This is a genomic window from Photorhabdus antumapuensis (genome assembly GCF_020387775.1).
Taxonomy (GTDB): Bacteria; Pseudomonadota; Gammaproteobacteria; order Enterobacterales; family Enterobacteriaceae; genus Photorhabdus; species Photorhabdus antumapuensis.
The window spans coordinates 141192-161848 of sequence record NZ_JAHZMK010000048.1; the positions used below are offsets into that span (position 1 = coordinate 141192).

18 protein-coding genes and 1 pseudogene are annotated in these 20657 nt (G+C 44.0%); 7 read left to right on the plus strand and 12 right to left on the minus strand.

Going from position 1 to position 20657, the window contains the following annotated elements; genetic code table 11:
• Window positions 1-125: 125 nt before the first annotated feature.
• Window positions 126-734 (minus strand): YiiQ family protein, encoded by a 609-nt coding sequence (locus KZ793_RS17750; protein WP_397443633.1) that lies wholly within the window; start codon window positions 732-734, stop codon window positions 126-128.
• Window positions 735-795: 61 nt separating this feature from the next.
• Here KZ793_RS17750 and KZ793_RS17755 point away from each other — a divergent pair, with 61 nt between their 5' ends.
• The gene (locus KZ793_RS17755) at window positions 796-1230 is read left to right on the plus strand and encodes a DUF805 domain-containing protein (RefSeq protein WP_225816538.1); all 435 of its coding nucleotides are present in this window, start codon (window positions 796-798) and stop codon (window positions 1228-1230) included.
• A 2-nt stretch (window positions 1231-1232) separates the two neighbouring features.
• Here the strand turns inward: KZ793_RS17755 and fpr are convergent, their stop codons facing one another.
• The 3 genes from fpr to KZ793_RS17770 all read right to left on the minus strand — a co-directional run bounded on the left by fpr (window position 1233) and on the right by KZ793_RS17770 (window position 4782).
• Window positions 1233-1979, minus strand: a complete 747-nt coding sequence (gene fpr / locus KZ793_RS17760) for a ferredoxin--NADP(+) reductase (RefSeq protein WP_225816539.1) — start codon at window positions 1977-1979, stop codon at window positions 1233-1235.
• Between the two features lie 418 nt (window positions 1980-2397).
• Complete coding sequence (gene glpK, locus KZ793_RS17765; RefSeq protein WP_225816540.1) at window positions 2398-3921, minus strand: glycerol kinase GlpK; 1524 nt, start codon at window positions 3919-3921, stop codon at window positions 2398-2400.
• Between the two features lie 30 nt (window positions 3922-3951).
• Entirely contained in the window at window positions 3952-4782 is an 831-nt protein-coding gene (locus tag KZ793_RS17770; protein WP_225816541.1) for an MIP/aquaporin family protein, read from the minus strand.
• Between the two features lie 304 nt (window positions 4783-5086).
• Between KZ793_RS17770 and zapB the strand changes: the two genes are divergently transcribed.
• Window positions 5087-5329, plus strand: a complete 243-nt coding sequence (gene zapB / locus KZ793_RS17775; RefSeq protein WP_225816542.1) for a cell division protein ZapB — start codon at window positions 5087-5089, stop codon at window positions 5327-5329.
• Between the two features lie 68 nt (window positions 5330-5397).
• Here the strand turns inward: zapB and rraA are convergent, their stop codons facing one another.
• The 7 genes from rraA to priA form a co-directional block, all read right to left on the minus strand.
• The gene (gene rraA / locus KZ793_RS17780; protein ID WP_118986108.1) at window positions 5398-5907 is read right to left on the minus strand and encodes a ribonuclease E activity regulator RraA; all 510 of its coding nucleotides are present in this window, start codon (window positions 5905-5907) and stop codon (window positions 5398-5400) included.
• 149 nt (window positions 5908-6056) lie between these two features.
• The gene (locus tag KZ793_RS17785; RefSeq protein WP_225816543.1) at window positions 6057-6974 is read right to left on the minus strand and encodes a 1,4-dihydroxy-2-naphthoate polyprenyltransferase; all 918 of its coding nucleotides are present in this window, start codon (window positions 6972-6974) and stop codon (window positions 6057-6059) included.
• Between the two features lie 94 nt (window positions 6975-7068).
• Entirely contained in the window at window positions 7069-8400 is a 1332-nt protein-coding gene (hslU, locus tag KZ793_RS17790; protein ID WP_225816544.1) for an HslU--HslV peptidase ATPase subunit, read from the minus strand.
• Between the two features lie 11 nt (window positions 8401-8411).
• On the minus strand, window positions 8412-8942 hold the full coding sequence (hslV, locus tag KZ793_RS17795; RefSeq protein WP_036780122.1) for an ATP-dependent protease subunit HslV: 531 nt from the start codon (window positions 8940-8942) through the stop codon (window positions 8412-8414).
• A gap of 248 nt (window positions 8943-9190) precedes the next feature.
• Window positions 9191-10018: a cell division protein FtsN gene (gene ftsN, locus KZ793_RS17800; RefSeq protein ID WP_225816545.1), complete on the minus strand. Its 828-nt coding sequence runs from the start codon at window positions 10016-10018 to the stop codon at window positions 9191-9193.
• 69 nt (window positions 10019-10087) lie between these two features.
• Window positions 10088-11116, minus strand: a complete 1029-nt coding sequence (cytR, locus tag KZ793_RS17805) for a DNA-binding transcriptional regulator CytR (protein ID WP_225816546.1) — start codon at window positions 11114-11116, stop codon at window positions 10088-10090.
• 326 nt (window positions 11117-11442) lie between these two features.
• Complete coding sequence (priA, locus tag KZ793_RS17810) at window positions 11443-13641, minus strand: primosomal protein N' (protein ID WP_225816547.1); 2199 nt, start codon at window positions 13639-13641, stop codon at window positions 11443-11445.
• A 209-nt stretch (window positions 13642-13850) separates the two neighbouring features.
• Here priA and rpmE point away from each other — a divergent pair, with 209 nt between their 5' ends.
• Window positions 13851-14066 carry a 50S ribosomal protein L31 gene (gene rpmE / locus KZ793_RS17815; RefSeq protein ID WP_118986115.1) on the plus strand — a complete coding sequence of 72 codons (216 nt, stop codon included), beginning with the start codon at window positions 13851-13853 and terminating at the stop codon, window positions 14064-14066.
• Between the two features lie 119 nt (window positions 14067-14185).
• On the opposite strand, the gene metJ is transcribed toward rpmE, so the two are convergent.
• Window positions 14186-14503 (minus strand): met regulon transcriptional regulator MetJ, encoded by a 318-nt coding sequence (gene metJ, locus KZ793_RS17820; RefSeq protein ID WP_036780112.1) that lies wholly within the window; start codon window positions 14501-14503, stop codon window positions 14186-14188.
• Between the two features lie 287 nt (window positions 14504-14790).
• On the opposite strand from metJ, the gene metB reads away from it, so the two are divergent.
• The 4 genes and pseudogenes from metB to KZ793_RS17840 all read left to right on the plus strand — a co-directional run.
• Entirely contained in the window at window positions 14791-15951 is a 1161-nt protein-coding gene (gene metB, locus KZ793_RS17825; RefSeq protein WP_225816548.1) for a cystathionine gamma-synthase, read from the plus strand.
• 2 nt (window positions 15952-15953) lie between these two features.
• Window positions 15954-18389 (plus strand): bifunctional aspartate kinase/homoserine dehydrogenase II, encoded by a 2436-nt coding sequence (locus tag KZ793_RS17830; protein ID WP_225816549.1) that lies wholly within the window; start codon window positions 15954-15956, stop codon window positions 18387-18389.
• Window positions 18390-18731: 342 nt separating this feature from the next.
• Window positions 18732-19616: a methylenetetrahydrofolate reductase gene (gene metF, locus KZ793_RS17835; protein ID WP_225816550.1), complete on the plus strand. Its 885-nt coding sequence runs from the start codon at window positions 18732-18734 to the stop codon at window positions 19614-19616.
• A gap of 532 nt (window positions 19617-20148) precedes the next feature.
• A pseudogene (locus KZ793_RS17840) lies at window positions 20149-20494 on the plus strand (Tc toxin subunit A-related protein); the annotation flags it as partial.
• Window positions 20495-20657: the final 163 nt, after the last annotated feature.

Sequence of the window (20657 nt, forward strand, 5' to 3'; positions counted from 1 at the left end):
CCTCCAACCAGAGAAGTTTAAGTAGTGAGCTGAATGAAATTCATTCTTAGGATCGATTCGGTAGATCAGCGCTTCACAGTATAGTGATCATTGCAGACAATAGCTTTTTTTATTACTAAATTTGATTAGTTATCGGGTTCAGATAACCATAGCTTAATCGGTTCAATAGCGAAAGTAAGCGTTTTTTCACTACTATTTACCACAATATAGCGAATAGCGCCGATGTTGTGGCTGTAAAATGGCGATTTTTTGCTGTTTATGAGTAAGTTATCAATATTCTCTTTACTTTGTTCCTGTGAAAGCGTTGGGTTAAAGTGGCGCATCAGCGCTACCATGTATTGCTCTGCCAGCATTTGGTTTTGCTGAGTTTCAGCAGTATTTTCTGATGGTAGTAATGTCAGTTGCAGACTTTTGATTTTTTCACTTCCTCGCTCAAGTACGGCAGAAGAATAAAGTTTTTCATTGATTTTGCTGGCAGCTCGTGTCAGTGGCAGATAAATGTTTTTACTTATGATTACCCGATACTCGCGTAGTGGCAATGTCGGGTTGCGGCGATTATATTTTTCGCGAAATCGCGGGATAGTTTCATCGAAAGAGGGGGCATTCGGCAGAAGATAGATCGCTTGTACTGTGGGTTCTGTGGTTGTGGATTTATCAGCATTGGCTACCAACGGCAAACCGACGCTGCTTGCTGCTAATATTATGGTTGGAAATTTATTAACGTCCATTTTCATGTTGCCGCTCGCTTAGGTTAAACTGCGCTGAGAAACAGAATACACGATTGGAAAAGAATAGATGACATTACAACAATGGGGTTTTTCATTTAAAGGACGAATTGGGCGGCGTGAATTCTGGATTGGCATCGGTGTTTGCTTGGCCTTGATGTTTGTTATCTTTACTATTCAAGGAATGAGTTCTTTGACTATGCACTATGCTGTTTTTGCGCTGGTTTTGGTGATGTATCCTGCGGCGGCAATGATGGCGAAGCGTTTGCATGATCGCAATAAGCGGGGAGGCTGGTCGCTGCTTTTATTGTTGGCAGGGTTGCTGATTGCCGCAGATTGGGGTGGAATGGAACCATTCTGGCAATGGGGGATTGGCCGTTTTATCCCCACATTGATCATAGTAATGATAGCACTTGATTGCGGTGTATTCCGTGGCACGGATGGGCCAAACCGGTTTGGTGAGGCAACAGAGAAAGTGGATTTTATTTCTGTTAAAGATGACTGAAATTACCAATATTGCTCACTGGTGATATGCCCCGGTTTGCGGCGTAAGTGTTTTGTCATTCCACGCTGCTCTTTTAGCAGTCGTTGGGTATCTTTCACCATTTGAGGGTTACCGCATAACATAATATGGCTGTTGTCACTGTTCATCGTAAGCCCGAGAGTGGCCTCAAGTTCGCCGCTCTCGATCAATGCCGGGATACGACCAGTCAATGAGCCGGGGTTTTGTTCACGGCTGACAATAGTTTGAATTCGTAGCTTGCCATGGAGACGCTCAACTAATTGCTGCATTAAGGGCAGATAGCTTAAATCTTGTGTTAGTCTGACTGCATGCACCAATGCGATGTTCTCAAATCTTTCTAGGTAGTCCCCTTGTTGAAGAATTGACAGATAGGGACCAATGGCTGTTCCCGTTGAAAGCATCCATAATGTTTTGCAATCAGGTATTTCATCAAGAATAAAAAAGCCTGCGGCTTGTTCTGTCACTAATAGATTATCACCAGGTTGTAGTGCGGCTAACCGTGGGCTGAGTTTGCCTTCAGGAACTGTCACTAAATAGAATTCAAGATTATTATCTGTCGGAGCGTTAACGTAAGAATAGGCCCGTTGCACCCGCTCATCATCTATTTCTAGCGCTAGTTTTGCAAACTGACCAGCGGTAAATTCTTCAACCGGTGCATGCATCCTGATGCTGAATAAGGTATTCGTCCAGTGAATAACTTGTGTGACTTTTCCTGTAACCCAGTTTGCCATTGGAACTTGTCTCCTATCCTGAAAGAAATCCTCGAACCGTTTGTTTTTATGTCGTTATTTTAGTCTATAGAGATAAATACTATTATCGATTCTGTGTCATAGGGAAATGAATCCATTTTTTCTTAATATCTGGTTTGAATAGTCGAGGTTATCTTAATAGCCGATAAGAATTTCAGTAGAAAATTCAGAAAACTAACAGCTTGAAATGCTATAGATCTTATCTATAAATATGGAGATAAATTATCAAAGGAATATTCTGATTTTATCTACGAGATAATAAAAAGTCTGTCGATATTAGGCTTTATGCTAGATCTTAATGTTCGGTTCAGTTTTAAAAGAAAATTTCTGAAGGTAGGGAATAAATAGAATTTCAAAGGGTGGAAAATTCCACCCTTTCTTTATTTACTGTCAGTAAATCTTAGCCTTTATCTTCCCAATCCTGCGCGCGGGCAACCGCCTTTTTCCAGCCATTGTATTTGTAATTACGTTCAGTGGTTTCAATACTTGGACGGAATTCTTTTTCAATGGTGGCTTTACTTTTCACTTCATCCAGGTCTTTCCAGTAGCCAACTGCCAATCCTGCGAGGAATGCCGCGCCCAATGCAGTGCTTTCACGCACCACAGGACGTTCTACACGTGTGCCAAGAATATCTGATTGGAATTGCATCAGGAAGTTATTGGCAACGGCTCCGCCATCTACCCGTAGTGCTTGCAGTCGGGTGCCTGCATCAGCTTGCATGGCATCCAGTACATCACGGGTCTGATAGGCGATAGATTCCAGCGTCGCACGAATGATGTGATTACTGTTGGTACCGCGAGTTAGGCCGAAAATTGACCCTCGGGCGTAGGGGTCCCAGTAGGGGGCGCCAAGGCCGGTAAAAGCAGGGACTACATATACGCCGTTACTATTTTTAACTTTAGTGGCAAAGTATTCGGAGTCAGCCGCATCGGCAATAAGTTTCAGTTCATCGCGCAACCACTGAATAGAGGCGCCACCAACGAAAACCGCACCTTCAAGCGCATAGTTCACTTCGCCACGAGGACCACAGGAAATGGTTGTCAGTAGACCGTGGTTGGAGCGCACGGCATCTGTACCCGTGTTCATCAGCAGGAAACAGCCTGTCCCGTAGGTGTTTTTCGCCATACCCGGTTGGACACAAAGTTGTCCATATAGAGCAGCTTGCTGATCACCTGCGATACCTGAGATAGGGATCCGAGTGCCACCTTTACCACCGATATTGGTCTGACCATAAATCTCAGAAGATGAATGAACGCTAGGCAGTAGGGAACGAGGGATTTGTAACTCATCAAGAATATGCTGATCCCACTCCAGATTGTGGATATTGAACAGCATTGTTCGGGAGGCGTTTGTGAAATCGGTAACGTGGACTCGGCCTTGAGTCATTTTCCATACCAGCCAGGTATCTACAGTACCGAATAGAAGCTCACCTTTTTCAGCCCGTTCACGGGCGCCTGCGACGTTATCTAAGATCCATTTTACTTTGGTGCCAGAGAAATAAGGATCTACTACCAGCCCTGTATTCTGGCGAATATATTCTTCCAATCCCTCTTTTTGTTTTAGTTTAGTACACGCGTCCGCGGTACGGCGGCATTGCCAAACGATGGCATTGTAGATAGGTTTACCGGTTTCTTTTTCCCAAATAATCGTTGTTTCACGTTGGTTGGTAATACCAATACCGGCAATCTGATCAGAACGAATATCCGCTTTCGCTAATACTTCTACCAGCGTTGAGCTTTGGGTTGCCCAGATTTCCATTGGATCGTGTTCTACCCAACCCGGTTTAGGATAAATTTGCGTAAACTCTCTTTGGGAAATTGAGATAATATTGGCGTCGTGATCAAGAATTATTGCTCGGGAGCTGGTGGTTCCCTGATCAAGGGCGACAATATACTTTTTCTCAATCATATTTTCTGTTGTCATGATAATAACCTGTTCTGGTGATGCTCTACTTTAGGCATTCTTTTTCTTCTGGTCTTCAGTCTTATGAACATCAGATGGTAAATTGCGACCAATAAGTTTGCGGTAGCCAAATGCTCCCACAATACCGCCGATAATGGGGGCGGTCAGAGTAACCAGACAGTAAGGGATTTCACGCCCACCCGTCAGGGCAATATTTCCCCAACCCGCCAGATAAGCAACTAATTTGGGACCAAAGTCACGGGCCGGGTTCAGCGCGAAACCGGTTAATGGGCCAAATGCACCGCCGATAACGGCAATCACAATACCAATCAGTAATGGGGCCAGAGGACCGCGGGGAATACCGTTGCCATCGTCGGTCAGCGACAGAATCAAGCAGAGCAGAATGGCGGCAATGATAACTTCTATCATAAAAGCCTGAGAAATGGACAGGGGCGCCATTGGGTAAGTAGAGAATACACCTGCTGTAAACAGGCTTTCAGGCGTACCACGAACGATATTGTGTACCTGCTCGTAATCAAGGAATACGCTGTAGTACATCATGTAAATGAGAGCGGCAGCGATAAAGCCACCAATCATCTGGGCAATAATAAAAGGGATAACTTTTTTGCCATCAAAACGGGCAAACAACCATAAGGCAATCGTCACCGCCGGGTTAAGGTGAGCACCGGAAACACCTGCGGTGAGATAAACAGCCAACGCAACGCTCATACCCCAAATAATACTGATTTCCCACAAGCCTAATTGTGCGCCGGCGATACGTGCAGCGGCAGCACAACCTACTCCAAGGAAAACTAATAGTGCGGTACCAAGAAACTCAGCGATACATTGTCCGGTTAATGTCGTGCTAGTGGTTTGGCTCATATGTTCTATCCTACAAAGAAGATTTTAGAGGCGTAATTATTATTGTCACCTTTCAGAAATTGAAAAGGGGATTATGTAAATTTATCGTTAATGCGCGGAAACGAGAAATAGCGAAATTGAAATGTGTGTGTTGTGTCAACAAAATGAGCGAATCCGCATTTATCCGCTATTTTGCTAAAAATCAAAGTGTGAGGCACTTTGGGGTTTTTATTTGATAGTTATTTTTCATGTGTTGGGGATGTTGCTAGACAGGGGCGCTTTGGCTACATACAATCAGACCATTGCTTATAAGGGGGAACCGAGAATGTCATTTGAAGTTTTTGAAAAGCTGGAAGCCAAGGTTCAGCAGGCGATTGATACTATTACCCTGCTACAAATGGAAATTGAAGAATTAAAAGAAAAAAATCGATCTTTGTCTCAGGAAATTCAGAATGCAACCAGCGGCCGTGAGTCTCTGGCTCATGAAAATGAGCAATTAAAACAAGAGCAACAAGTATGGCAAGAACGTCTGCGTGTCTTGTTAGGCAAAATGGAAGATGTTCAGTAATTAAAATTTCTAGCAGACAAAAGAAGGGCGATCTGAAAAATCGCCCTTAGTTTTACTATACGTTATCATCAGATGATCTCATCTTCTTCGTTATCATCAAGTCCCAGTGGCTCTTCAGACAAAATGATACCGGTGTTATCGGCATACAAATAATCGCCAGAAAAGAAGGTGACACCACCAAAATTCACCCGGATATCGCTTGCACCGGTCCCTTCATCACGACAGCCAGCAGGAATAGCGGCTATAGCTTGAATGCCGAGGTCTAACTCTGCTAGTTGGTCAACCTGACGTACAGCACCGTAAATAACAATGCCCTCCCATCCATTTTGCACAGCGAGTTGTGCCAGCTCAGCGTCAATTAATGCTTGGCGTACAGAACCACCACCATCTACCAGTAAAATGCGTCCATGACCGTTGTCTTCAAGTAGGTCGTAAAGTAACCCGTTGTCTTCAAAGCATTTAACCGTGATGATTTGACCACCAAATGAAGTACGCCCGCCAAAATTGGAGAACATAGGCTCTACCACATTTACTTCTTCTTGATAGATGTCACAAAGCTCGGAAGTATCATATTTCATAGGATTTACGTCTGGTTAAGGTATGGAACAGTCAGTATATCCCTTTCAGGCCGATGTTAGCAAAATCATCAATTATTAAATTGATATTGTTAACAGGTATCCAGAATGATTAAGTTACAACACCTTCGGAAAAACAGCACAAATACTGTCTAATTAAAAATAAGACCAACTGAAAATAGAATATTAGTCAATAATGCCGCTTTAACCATCTGTCCCAACATTGGACGCATTCCTTCCGGTGTGGGTTCATTAAGTACATACCACATATGTTTGAACAACCAAGGTAGAGTGAGCAGGAACAACCAGCCTGACCAACCAGACGGGTTTTGTACGGTGAATAATACCAAGCAAAGTATTGCTGTGATTATTAAACATCCGTGATAATAACGGGCTTTTTTAGGGCCGAGACGGACAGCTAGGGTGTTTTTGCCATGTTGTTTGTCATCTTCAATGTCACGTAAATTATTGATATTTAAAACAGAAACAGAGAGAAGGCCACAAGCTGTTGCCGGGAGTATGATAACCGAGTCAAAAAAACCTGCTTGAAGATAATAAGTACCGGCAACACTTAACCAGCCAAAGAAAATCAGTACTGAAATATCGCCAAGTCCCATATAGCCATAAGGCTTTGTACCGACTGTATAGGTAATTGCAGCAATAATTGCTAGCAGGCCAAGCACCAGAAAACCGAATATATCGCTAGGTTCTTCACAGGCAACGGCAATCAGGGCACTACCAGACAGACAAGTTAGCAGGACAATAATCTTCAGCGCTTTTTTCATCTGTGAGACGGTAATCATGCCTTTTTGCATGCCACGTAGTGGCCCGATACGCTTTTCAGTATCACTGCCTTTGATAACATCACCGTAATCATTGGCGAGATTGGACAGAATTTGCAGTATAGCTGCTGTTAATAGCGCCAGTAAGGCAACCGGTAGCTTGAAATGCCCTGTCCAGGCAGCGAGAGCTGAGCCAGTAATAATGGCGGCAAGGGCGAGTGGTAGCGTTTTAGGACGCAGACTTTCCAGCCATGCTTGAGTTTGACTGATGGAAGTTGATGAGTTCATTTCTGTGTTTACTTACTCCTGTAAATTTATAATTAATAATGGGAGGCAAGCCTCCTATTATTAATTATAGTGGATCAGGAGTCGTATATACCGATTATAGGATAAAGCGGCTCAGATCTTCATCTGCAACCAATTCATCTAGATGTTTTTTAACATAGTCGGCGTCAATATCAACTGACTGGCCACGACGTTCGCTGGCTTCGAAAGAGATATCTTCTATCAGCCGCTCAAGCACAGTATGTAGGCGACGGGCCCCGATATTTTCGGTTGATTCATTTACCTGCCATGCGGATTCTGCAATTTTGCTAATGCCATCAGCTGTGAAACTGATGCTCATACCTTCCGTTGCCATCAGTGCTTTGTACTGTTCCGTCAGGGATGCACTCGGTTCAGTCAGAATACGCTCAAAATCTTTTGTAGTTAGTGCCTGTAACTCCACCCGAATCGGCAGACGCCCTTGTAATTCAGGGATCAGATCGGAAGGGCTGGCAACCTGGAATGCACCTGAGGCGATAAACAGGATATGGTCTGTTTTTACCATGCCGTGTTTAGTGGATACCGTACAACCTTCCACCAATGGCAACAGGTCACGCTGAACACCTTCACGGGAAACATCAGGGCCTGAAGTCTGGCCTCGTTTGCAGATTTTGTCGATTTCGTCAATGAAGACAATACCGTGTTGTTCAACGGAATCAATAGCCTGTTGTTTCAATTCTTCCGGGTTAACCAGTTTAGAGGCTTCTTCTTCGATCAGTAGCTTGAAAGCATCTTTGATTTTTAGCTTACGAGATTTGTGTTTCTGACCGGCAAGGTTCTGGAACATAGATTGCAACTGATTTGTCATCTCTTCCATGCCTGGAGGTGCCATGATCTCGACGCCCACAGGTGTAGTAGCAACATCAATCTCGATTTCTTTATCATCAAGTTGACCTTCACGTAGTTTCTTACGGAATGCCTGGCGTGCGGCTGATGGCTCAACTTGCGTCTCCGCTTGTCCCCAGTTATTTTTTGCTGGTGGGATCAGGACATCCAGAATACGCTCTTCTGCCAATTCTTCTGCCCGATAACGGTTTTTTTCGATGGATTGCAGGCGAACCATTTTAACCGCAGCATCTGTCAGATCACGGATGATAGAGTCGACTTCTTTACCAACATAGCCAACTTCGGTGAATTTTGTCGCTTCGACTTTGATAAACGGCGCATTTGCCAGTTTTGCCAGACGACGGGCGATTTCGGTTTTACCTACCCCAGTCGGACCAATCATCAGGATATTTTTAGGTGTTACTTCGTAGCGCAGCGTTTCATCTAGCTGCATACGTCGCCAGCGGTTACGGAGTGCGATAGCTACAGCGCGTTTCGCTTTGTCCTGACCAATAATGTGGTTGTCAAGTTCGCTGACAATTTCGCGTGGAGTCATTTCAGACATACTATCTACCCTTACGCTTTTGAAGGAAGTTCTTCGAAGTTGTGATTATGGTTGGTGTAAATACAGATATCACCGGCAATTGTTAGCGCTTTCTCTGCAATTTGTCTGGCACTGAGATCGGTATTTTCCAGCATTGCCCGTGCGGCGGATTGGGCGTACGGGCCACCGGAACCAATGGCAATCAGGTCATTTTCTGGCTGAATGACATCGCCGTTGCCTGTAATGATTAGGGAGGTATTTTCATCTGCAACTGCCAGTAGTGCTTCCAGTTTGCGTAGCATGCGATCAGTGCGCCAGTCTTTAGCAAGCTCAACCGCTGCTTTGGTCAGATGCCCTTGGTGCATTTCAAGTTTACGTTCAAACAGTTCAAACAGAGTAAAAGCGTCTGCTGTACCGCCGGCAAAACCCGCGATTACTTTGTCATTATAGAGGCGGCGAACTTTACGGACATTGCCTTTCATGACGGTATTACCCATCGTTGCCTGTCCATCACCACCGATTACGACTTGGCCATTACGGCGAACACTTACGATTGTAGTCACGAGTAAGCCCTTGGTTACAAAAATAGATAAATGTGACGCACGGTACTTTCGACAGTGTATATACCGGTTATCTTTCAAGTTGCCTCTTTGTTGGCTGCACTCACTCACCCCGGTCACATAGTTTGCTATGCTCCCGGGGATTCGCTCCCTTGCCGTCGCGATGCATCTTGAAATCCATAGGGTATACGGCTATCGAAAATACCGTGTGCACGGTGTTAGCAGTATAGATGGGGGAGAATTATAATTTTTCAACCCCCAGTAACACGGAGAATGCAACCTGATACGCCAACGCCCTTTAGGCGTTCCCGCATTTTTTCTGCGGTGTTTTTACTGTAGGGACCAAGAATAATACGATGCCAGCCGTCTCCCGTTGTGATCTGGCTTTCAACACCCGCAAATGCCAGATTGGCACGTACTGATTCAGCTTGGGCCATATTGCGGAATGAACCACATTGTAAAATTATACGCTGTGCCTTTTCTACGGGCTTAGGTTTACTGGTTTCAGCCGGTGGTAGAGTTTTTGGCTGAACTGGCTGAGTCTGCATTGGCTGTTGTGGTAACGTTTGCTGAGGCTGTGATTGTGGTCTTGTTTCCAGCGGTTGTTGTGTCTCCGCTGATGGTTTGATGATCACTTGTGAACGCGGCACTTGAACACCATTGTATGGTACTTCTGGCAGTGAAGTCGCCGGTTGGCGCATATCCGCCTGCATTTGTTCAAGTAACTGCCGTTGTTCTGAGGTCAGCTGAGTTTGTGAATTGATTTGCCCCCCGGATGAGGGATCACGTGGTGTCTCAATGCCAACGGGGCGATTTTCCAATTCTTTGATATAGCGCCAGCGTTCTTCTGGTTTTGGTGGTAACTCATTGTTTTGTCTAGAATGTTTTGGCAGTATTTCTGGTTCGCTTTTCTGTTTATTGTGGGTAATAAAGTAAAGGCCACCAATAAAGATAACGACTAAGGCTACCGCGACGGCCAGCGTTATTTTTGGCAGCCCTTGGGCTTGGTATTTTTTCTTATCGGTATTTTTACGGCGGGCGTTTGAACGCCCGCGACTCACATAATCTCGTTGTGCCACTGTCTAATTCGCTGAGTAATTTAAGTAAAAGAAAATAAACGATATGTTACTTAACCTGCGGTTATTTGCCTAGCTTTTAGGCGAACAGGTGCTTTGCCGAATAATTAATTCCGATTCCAGTAACTGAGAACCGCCAGATGTTGTGTGGCCCTGGATTTTATCTAGCAACAGTAACATTGCCTTATGGCCAATTTGATAACGGGGTTGGCCAACGGTAGTCAATGGTGGATCGCTGTACATGGCGAGCTTTAAGTTATCAAACCCAATGATTGATAAATCTTCCGGTATTTTTAAGCCCATTCTTTTAGCCTGCCACATCACGCCAATCGCCATAACATCGCTGTGGCAGAAGATGGCTGTAGGAGGATCTAGCAGAGAGAGTAGCTGCTCGGTCAGTTTTGCGCCGCTTTCATGGGTAAAATTACCTTGGACAATATAATCTTCACGAATTGTTCCGCCAGAGCGACGCAGTGCTTGGATATATCCCTGACGGCGATAGTGGCAAATCGGTATGTTTTCTGGACCGGAAAGGCAGGCAATGCGTTTATGCCCCAATGTTTGCAGATAATGAGTCGCATTGAATGCGGCGGTAAGGTTATCAATATGAATAGTCGGCAGTTCTAGCTCTGGTACAAATTCGTTTGCCATTACCATAGGTGGTAGGTTTTTTTGTTCTTCTTTGCTGGCATCAAACGGGATATTCGAACTCAGTAGCAACAGACCATCAATTTGTTTAGTGACAATCAGGTTGAGAAACGTGTGTTCCTGTTTTTGCTGATGTTGGCAATCACCGATTAAAACCAAATAGCCATGTTGTGCCGCTGTCTCTTCAATGCCGCAAATCACATCAGTGAAAAAGGGATCACTGATATTTGGCACTATCACTAAAATAGTTTTTGACTCACCGCGTTTAAGATTACGGGATAAGTTATTGGGGTAATAACCCACAGCCAGTACAGCTTGTTCCACTTTTTGTCGGGTCTGGGAAGAAACCTTTTCTGGATTCATGAGTGTTCTTGATACTGTTGCGGTAGAAACGCCAGCCACTTCAGCGACATCTTTCATCGTTGCGGAGGTGCCATTCTTTTTCTGCTCCAAAACTCACTCCTCATTTCCTGACTGATTAGTTAAACGATTGTCATTTTCTGGTTGCCGGGAAACCGTCAGTGACTTTAAGGAAAGTAACGACATGCGGTTTAAGGTTATGACAACGTTATTAAGGGATCATTCTAAACAGTTTGGCAAATTCGTTTATTCCTTAGTTTGTAAAAAAGTGTGATATAAATCATTTATTCGATATGGCTCGCAAATTAGTGAGTAATTTTTCATTGATTACTGATTGTCGAGTATGATTTTTTAAATAGTAAATAAGAGTATGTTTAATCTGCTCAGGTTATCTGTTTTAAAATAGAGGCGATTAATTACTAACTATCTGTTGGATCAACATCGATATTCCATTTCACTTTTCGGGTTTGCGGTAAAGCTGTTATCTGTGGATAAACCAGTGCCATGATTTTTTGTAAAACAGTTCTGGATGGATGTTGAATTAATAGTTGCCAACGATAGCGACCACCTCTTTTTGACTGTAATGCAGGAACCGGGCCCATGATCCATAAGTTATCATCCCGCAAAGGGTGGTGTTCAAAAAGCAGGCGCAATTGTTGTAAGAAAGCAGGTGCTTGCTGATTATCGTGATCTTCTGACCGCAAGATAATATGGCTGGTAAATGGTGGCAAAAACACACTTTTGCGTTCATCCATAGCTTGAATAGCGAAAGCATCGTAGCCTTTATTTAGCAAAATTTGCAGTAATGGATGGTCAGGATGATGAGTCTGAAGAACTACTTCTCCCCGTTTGCCAGCTCGACCAGCCCGACCAGAAACCTGTGTATAAAGTTGTGCGAAGCGTTCCGCTGCTCGAAAATCTGCTGAAAACAGAGCACCATCAACATCGAGTAAAGCAACCAGTGTGACATCAGGAAAATGGTGACCTTTTGCCAGCATTTGGGTGCCAATCAATATACGGGCATTTCCGGCGTGAATGTCAGCCAGTTGTTGCTCCAGTGTTCCTTTGCGGCTGGTGGTATCCCTGTCAATGCGAGTAATGGGTACATCAGGGAATAAGGCTGAGATACCATCTTCAAGCTGTTCTGTGCCAAGGCCAACGGGTTGAAGATGAGTAGAACCGCATTGCGGGCACTGACGGGGAACGGGGCGTTGGCTGTCACAATAATGGCAACGTAACTGACGATGGTATTGATGCAGTGTGTAATAATGGTCACAGCGTAGGCATTCTGCAATCCAACCACATTCATGGCAGAGTAGGGCAGGTGAGTAACCGCGACGGTTAAGGAAAAGTATGATTTGATTATTGGCTTGTAGATGTTCTTCAATACGCTTTATTAGTGGTTGAGATAACCCGACTTTGAGTGGTAAACCTTTTAAGTCCAATAGATGTTGAGCCGCTGGCTGAGCATGACCTGCTCGTTTGGATAATGTTAGCGGGCGGTATTTGCCTTGTTGCACATTGTAAAGTGTTTCCAGTGCTGGAGTCGCAGAACCCATGATCACCGGGATATTCTCTTTTTTTGCTCTGAATACCGCTAAATCACGGGCATGATAACGCCAGCCTTCCTGTTGCTTATAAGAGCTGTCATGTTCTTCATCAATAATGATGATGCCAAGGTAGGAGAAAGGGGTAAATAGGGCTGAACGTGTACCGATAACAATTGCGTTCTCACCTTTTTGAGCTCGTAGCCATACAGCAAGACGTTCACTGTCATTCAGGGCTGAATGAAGAACATCAACCGGTGCGTTGAAACGTTCACGGAAGCGACGGATGGTCTGTGGTGTCAGGCCAATTTCCGGTACAAGTATCAGCGCTTGTTTACCTTGCTCCAGAATATTCTCCAGCACACTGAGATAAACTTCTGTTTTACCTGATCCGGTGATGCCAGCCAGTAACCAGGGGGAGAATTGCTGGTCTTCTGCACGGATAGCACCAACTGCTGTGGCTTGTTCGGTATTCAATTTCAGGCGTTCTCCGGTGATTTGGAAGTGATTTCGCCAGTTCTCAGATTCAGGTTGCACAGGGTATAAATCGATAAGTGACTTCTTTTTGAGCGATTGGAAAGCGCTTTCGCTCAGTTCCAGTTCTGTAATCTGATGGCGATATATTGCTTTACGGCGTAGGGTTGCCAGTACTTGTTGCTGTTTTGGCGAGCGTTTTAGTTGCGCCAGTGGTAATTCAGCGCCTGTTGGCGTGACTTGCCACTGCCATAGTGGAGTTGATTCCGCAGGTTTTCCCTGACGAAGCAGTACTGGCAATGCATGGAATAGGACTTCACCGATGGGGTAATGGTAATAACTGGATGCCCAGAGCAATAATTGCCAAAGATTTTCTGAAAATAAGGAGTGAGTATCGAGAATAGACTCTATGGTTTTCAGTTGTTCTGCTGGAATATCACTGTTGTCAGTTATCCCAGTGACGATCCCAATTGTTTTACGTTTGCCAAAAGGGACAATTACCCGCATCCCCGCAACAGGTAATTGACTCTCTGTGGGCAACAGATAGTCAAAAGAGCGGGTAAGAGGGACAGGCAGAGCAACCTGAACAACAACCATAAAATTATTCCGAATGATCAATAAATAAAGCAAAGATTGGCTATAGGGTATCATAGACAATAAGCGGATTTCATTGCGGGATGGGCAGATATTCTGTATGATCCGCCGCCTTTGGTATGAAATATACCAAACTCATTTTATCAACACGACGTGTGGTGTCTGGCGGCAACAGGGCTGGATAGCGACACGGCCTTAACAGAGGTTATCCCATGAAAAAAGGTATTCATCCTAAATATGAAGAAGTTACTGCAACTTGTTCTTGCGGTAATGTAATGCAAATCAGATCTACCGTTGGTCACGCTCTGAACCTGGACGTATGCGGCCAATGTCACCCATTCTATACGGGTAAACAACGTGATGTTGCTACTGGTGGTCGTGTTGATCGCTTCAATAAACGTTTCCACGTTCCAGGTGTCAGCAAGTAATTGCAGAATTGCGTCTGTCCATGATGACAGGCCGACTGGTACTAACGCCCGGTGTTTTGCATCGGGCGTTTTGCATTTAAAAATCTCCTGACTTTTTACAGGAGTTTTTTGCATTGCTATCAATATTCCCAGGTATCAGGATCAATACCTAATTCCCGCATGATCTTTTTGGCTGCCTCTGGGATTTCATCATTACGCTCTTTGCGTAAATCAGCATCATCGGGCAGTGGCTGCCCAGTAAATGCATGCAGGAATGCTTCACACAGCAATTCACTATTAGTTGCATGACGCAGGTTATTGACCTGGCGACGAGTGCGTTCATCAGTGAGGATTCTCAACACTTTCAAAGGAATTGAGACTGTGATTTTCTTCACTTGTTCGCTTTTTTTGCCATGTTCAGCATAAGGGCTGACATATTCACCGTTCCACTCAGCCATGGGGTACCTTAAATAGTCGTAAAATCATAAAATTAAGCCAGATAACAGCACCAGCTTTCGTTGTAACATGTTGCCATTTTATCGTGATTTCCTTATCAATTATACAGTTATAGTATATGCGATAAACTAATGGCTACTAATAAATAAAGCAGCATTAGTTATGATGAATAATTATCCCATTGTCTAATCTAACCGTAAAGAGGTTTAGATGTCTAGATGTGTTGACGTCTATTGTGGTAGAAGATATTCTTCCCTGACATAATTTATGACAGATAGTGGTAGCTGATATGACACGCAAACCGGCAACGATAGCAGTTCGCAATGGGCTGAATAATGATGAACAGTATGGCTGTGTTGTTCCGCCTATTTATCTTTCCAGCACATATAACTTTACTGATTTTAATCAGCCAAGGACACATGATTATTCCCGCAGGAGTAATCCGGGCCGCGATATGGTGCAACAGGCATTAGCTAAGCTGGAAGGGGGGGCGGGTGCTATCATGACTAGCAGCGGAATGTCAGCTATTCACCTGTTATGCACGGTTTTCCTTCAACCTGGGGATCTGTTGGTTGCGCCTCATGACTGTTATGGTGGCAGCTACCGCTTATTTGACAGCCAGACTAAACGTGGTGCTTATGAAGTGGTTTTTGTCGATCAGAGTGATGAACAGGCATTAAAGCAAGTCTTGTCCAAAAAGCCAAAGTTGGTATTGATTGAAACGCCCAGCAATCCTTTATTGCGTATTGTCGATATTGCTCATATATGCCAGCTTTCCCATGAGGTAGGTGCGACAGTTATTGTTGATAACACTTTCCTGAGCCCTGTATTACAGAAGCCTTTGGAGTTGGGGGCGGATCTGGTTGTGCATTCCTGTACTAAATATCTTAATGGACATTCTGATGTGATTGCCGGAGCTATTATTGCAAAGGATGAAGAGGTCGCAGCGGAGCTCGCTTGGTGGGCGAATAATATTGGTGTAACCGGTGCGGCGTTTGATAGCTATCTGCTGTTGCGCGGCATGCGCACTTTATCGCCACGGGTCCTGTTACAGCAAAAGAATGCATTGGAGATTGTCAATTATCTTCAACAGCAACCGTTAGTGAAAAAACTTTTTTATCCTGCTTTGAAAGATCATTCTGGGCATGAAATTGCTTGTAAGCAACAATTTGGTTTTGGCGCAATGATAAGCTTTGAATTCGATGGTGGTGAACAGGCGATACGCCGTTTTCTGTCTGAGTTAAAGTTATTTACTTTGGCGGAATCACTGGGCGGTGTGGAAACCTTAATTTCCCATACAGCTACCATGACTCACGCTGGAATGTCAGCACAGGCAAGGGCGGAAGCGGGGATTACGGATTCACTATTGCGTGTTTCTGTGGGTATTGAAGATAGTCAGGATTTAATCGCTGATTTGGAAAATGCATTTCAGGCAGTAGTAAAGGAGTAACCATGAGTGCACTGGCAGTTGCAGTGGCGGAAAATGGCCGCCAATTACATAAGTTTGGTGGAAGTAGTCTCGCGGATGTGAAATGTTATCAACGGGTAGCCAAGATTATGGCGAATTACAGCCAACCTGGTGATTTAATGGTGGTATCCGCAGCGGGCAGCACGACTAACCAGTTAATTAATTGGCTTAAACTTAGCCAGAATGACCGTATCTCTGCCCATCAGGTGCAGCAGGTTCTGCGCCGTTATCAACAGGATCTGATTAGAGGTTTGCTACCTGAAACTGTTGCTGAAAAGTTGGTGAAGCGTTTTATTGCTGATCTTGAAAAGCTAAGTGTGTTGCTGGATAAACCGGTTAGTGATGTGACTTATGCAGAAGTGGTGGGGCATGGAGAGATCTGGTCCGCGCGTTTGATGTCGGCTGTGCTTGAAGCTCAGGGTATTCCTAGTGCTTGGGTAGATGCTCGCCAGTTTTTACGCGCGGAACGGGCGGCTCAGCCGCAAATTGATGTTACCCTTTCCCAACCATTGCTAAATCAGTTGCTAACACAAAACCTAAATAAACGATTGGTGGTGACCGGTTTTATCTCCAGTAATCATGATGGAGAAACGGTTTTATTGGGGCGAAATGGCAGTGACTACTCTGCAACTCAGGTTGGGGCTTTGGCAGGGGCGAGACGGGTAACCATCTGGAGTGATGTTGCTGGTGTTTACAGTGCTGATCCTAGAAAAGTCAAAGATGCCTGTTTGTTACCGCTATTACGTCTGGATGAAGCTAGCGAGCTTGCTCGTCTTGCCGCACCCGTGTTGCATACTCGTACCTTACAGCCTGTTTCCTTCAGTGATATTGATTTGCTATTACGTTGCAGCTACCAGCCGGAGCAGGGGTCAACGCGTATTGAAAGGGTTTTGGCTTCTGGAACTGGTGCAAAAATTGTTACTAGTCATGATGATGTTTGCCTGATTGAGTTGCATGTGGCCGCTCATCATGATTTTAAACAGATATACAAAGATATTGATCTGTTGTTAAAGCGAGAACAAATTCGCCCATTGGCGATAGGTATCCATCTAGACTGTAATTTGATTCAGCTCTGTTACACTTCTGAAGTGGTGAATAGTGCACTGGGCGTGCTGGAAGATGCTACGCCTCCGGGGAAACTTTCCCTAAGAGAAGGTTTGGCGCTGGTGGCGCTGGTTGGAGCTGGTGTATGCAAGAACCCATTACATTGCCACCGTTTTTATCAGCAACTTAAAGATCAGCCGGTAGAATTTATCTGGCATGCGGAGGATGGCATCAGCCTTGTTGCTGTGTTGCGGACTCATCAGACTGAACATGTGATTCAGGGGTTGCATCAGAGTTTGTTCCGTGCTGAAAAGCGGATTGGTCTGATTTTGTTTGGTAAAGGAAATATCGGCTCTCGTTGGTTAGAGTTATTCGCTCGTGAGCAGAAAAACATTTCGGCTCGCAGTGATTTTGAATTTGTTCTGGCCGGTGTGGCGGATAGTTGCCGGAGTTTACTCGACTATCAAGGGATTGATGCTAGTCGAGCATTAGCTTTTTTTAATGATGACGCGACAGAATATGATGTTGATGAATTATTTCTGTGGATGCGAGCGCATCCTTATGACGATTTGGTGATCCTGGATGTGACGGCGAGTGAAGAACTAGCTCGATGTTACAGCGATTTCGCCAGCTATGGTTTTCATGTTATCAGTGCCAATAAAATTGCTGGTGCTTCCAGTAGCAGTGATTATCGTCTTATCCGTGACGCATTTGCCAAAACCGGTCGCCATTGGTTTTACAATGCAACAGTTGGCGCTGGCTTACCTATCAATCATACCGTGAGGGACTTACGGGAGAGTGGTGATACCATTTTGTCCATTAGTGGCATTTTCTCCGGCACATTATCCTGGCTGTTTCTGCAATTTGATGGTTCAGTACCGTTTAGTGATTTAGTCGAACAGGCGTGGCAACAGGGATTGACAGAACCTGATCCGCGTATTGATCTATCTGGTCAGGATGTGATGCGTAAATTGATTATCCTTGCCCGTGAAGCAGGGTATGAGATTGAGCCAGAGCAGGTGCGTGTTGAGTCACTGGTCCCGAAAGAAGCAGAGTCAGGCTCTATCGAACAGCTCTTTGATAATAGCGGTGCTATCAATGAGCAAATGGTGCAGCGATTAGCTGCGGCGCAGGAAATGGGTATGGTGCTGCGTTATGTTGCTCGTTTTAATGCGAATGGTAAGGCAAAGGTGGGTGTTGAGGCGGTACGCCCTGATCACCCATTGGCTTCCTTGCTACCGTGCGACAACGTGTTTGCGATTGAGAGCCGTTGGTATCGTGATAATCCGTTGGTGATCCGTGGGCCGGGGGCGGGTCGTGACGTGACAGCCGGAGCGATTCAGTCTGATCTTAACCGTTTGTCACAACTGCTTTAAGCTTTCTAACCTCCACTGATTGATCAAATGTGATTTCCTTCGTTTGATATTTGAGGTAACGAGAGGGTGGATGTCCTGAGCAGGGCATCTTTCCTCATTGTTGCCTTAGCTATCGATCTGCTAAACCAATATAAACAAAGCCAAAGATCCCTTGATGAATTTTTTTCCGATTCAGGGTGAATATTTCTCACCGATTTAACTCAAATTTGCTGTTGACTAAAAAATGCCGATCCCTCATCTTATTTAGACGTCTAAACGTATAGGTGTTTAGATGTGTAAATAAAAGTAACTGGCAAATTATTAAGATGGGAAATTATTCCGCTTGTTAACGAGGTGCAGGGTATGAGTTTTTTTCACGCAAATCAGCGAGAGGCGCTGAATCAGAATCTGGCTGAATTGGAAGGACAGATCCGTGTTTCATTTGAATTCTTTCCACCGCGTACAGCCGAGATGGAAAAAACCCTGTGGAAATCCATTAGTCGCCTGAGTACCCTCAAGCCTAAATTTGTTTCCGTTACTTATGGTGCTAACTCTGGCGAGCGTGATCGTACCCATAGCATAATCAAGGGAATAAAAGAAAAAACCGGCCTTGAAGCGGCCCCGCACCTTACTTGTATTGATGCCAGCCGCGATGAATTGTGTGAAATCGCCCGTGATTATTGGAATAATGGAATTCGTCATATTGTGGCTTTGCGGGGGGATTTACCTGATAACAGTGAAAAACCCAAAATGTATGGGGCTGATCTGGTTGAATTACTTAAGAAAGAAGCTGATTTTGATATTTCAGTGGCTGCTTACCCTGAAGTTCATCCTGAAGCGAAAAATTCTCAGGCTGACTTGATTAGTCTGAAACGAAAAATTGATGCAGGGGCGAACCGTGCTATTACTCAATTCTTCTTTGATGTGGAAAGTTACCTGCGTTTTCGTGACCGCTGTGTTGCCGCCGGAATTGAGGTGGAAATCGTACCGGGTATTCTGCCGGTATCCAATTTCCGTCAGCTTAAACGTTTTGCTGCAATGACTAATGTGCGTATTCCAAGTTGGATGACCAGAATGTTTGATGGGCTAGATGATGATCCTGAAAGCGCAAATTTGGTTGGTGCTTCTATCGCAATGGATATGGTGAAGATTTTAAGCCGCGAAGGTGTGAAGGATTTTCATTTTTATACCTTAAACCGCGCGGAACTGAGTTATGCAATTTGTCATACTTTGGGTGTTCGTCCTTAATCTTTGGCTCTTACTAAGGAAATCTCTTAGTAAGAGCATGTTTTTATAAAGTGTAAATCTTTATTATCTAGTTGGATAATTAACATAGCGCACAACCCTTGCTACACAAGGCGTTGTCCGAAGTGGGGCACTATTTTGGAAAATTATTTAATCTATTTATGAAATCTAATTTTATAGAATTGAAGGAATGGAGGGGTTAGAATAGTAATAAATAAAACTTTGTTATTAATTAAATTATTAAAGATAAATTATAGTAAATAATGACTCTGGTTATAATGTTTTTTATATAATTATCACTCTCTAAATCTCTTTATTAGGAAATAAAGTCACTCTACAGATAACTAATTGTAGTCGTCAGACTTATATCTCGTATAAAATTCTGCACTCTGGTTAATCTTAACCATTACCATATCATTTTTTAACTTTTAATATTGCAACGTAAAAAATATGTTGGGGGGAAGCAAAACAAATTTATGAAATTGCACAAGTAGAGCAGGATAGAAACCTGATTCATGAAAAACGTATTTTTGCCTACCCGGACAGTATTGTTGGTGATAACAAGATTCGTCGCATTAAGCAAATCAGTGTTTCATTGCCTGTGTTGGTTGGGCCTTATCAGGATATTCAGGCTATGCTCAGTTATGGTGACAGTGCTCGGTTGCCGAAAGGCTGTTCAGCATTAGCTGTGTCTCATGGTACTAATGATAGCGGCCAGTTCCAGTTGGATTTTAATGATGGCAAATACCTGCCATTTGAAGGCATTGCTCTTGATGATGAGGGTACTGAATCTTCAATTCCCGAATGCTACCGACAAGCAGAAAGCCATATTGCAAACTATGAACGATATTATTTTGCATATTCGTTATATCATCCGTTAATTAATTTCGCGATTACATAATACGGCTCTCCTTCGGGAGAGCTTGATAGAAGCAATTTATGAGATATTTATAGAAGGAAATTTTAAATTAACTTAAGGTTTTCTATATTCTTTAAGTTTAATTTTTATGGTTTCTGGTTTATACTTATTTACTTATTTACTTA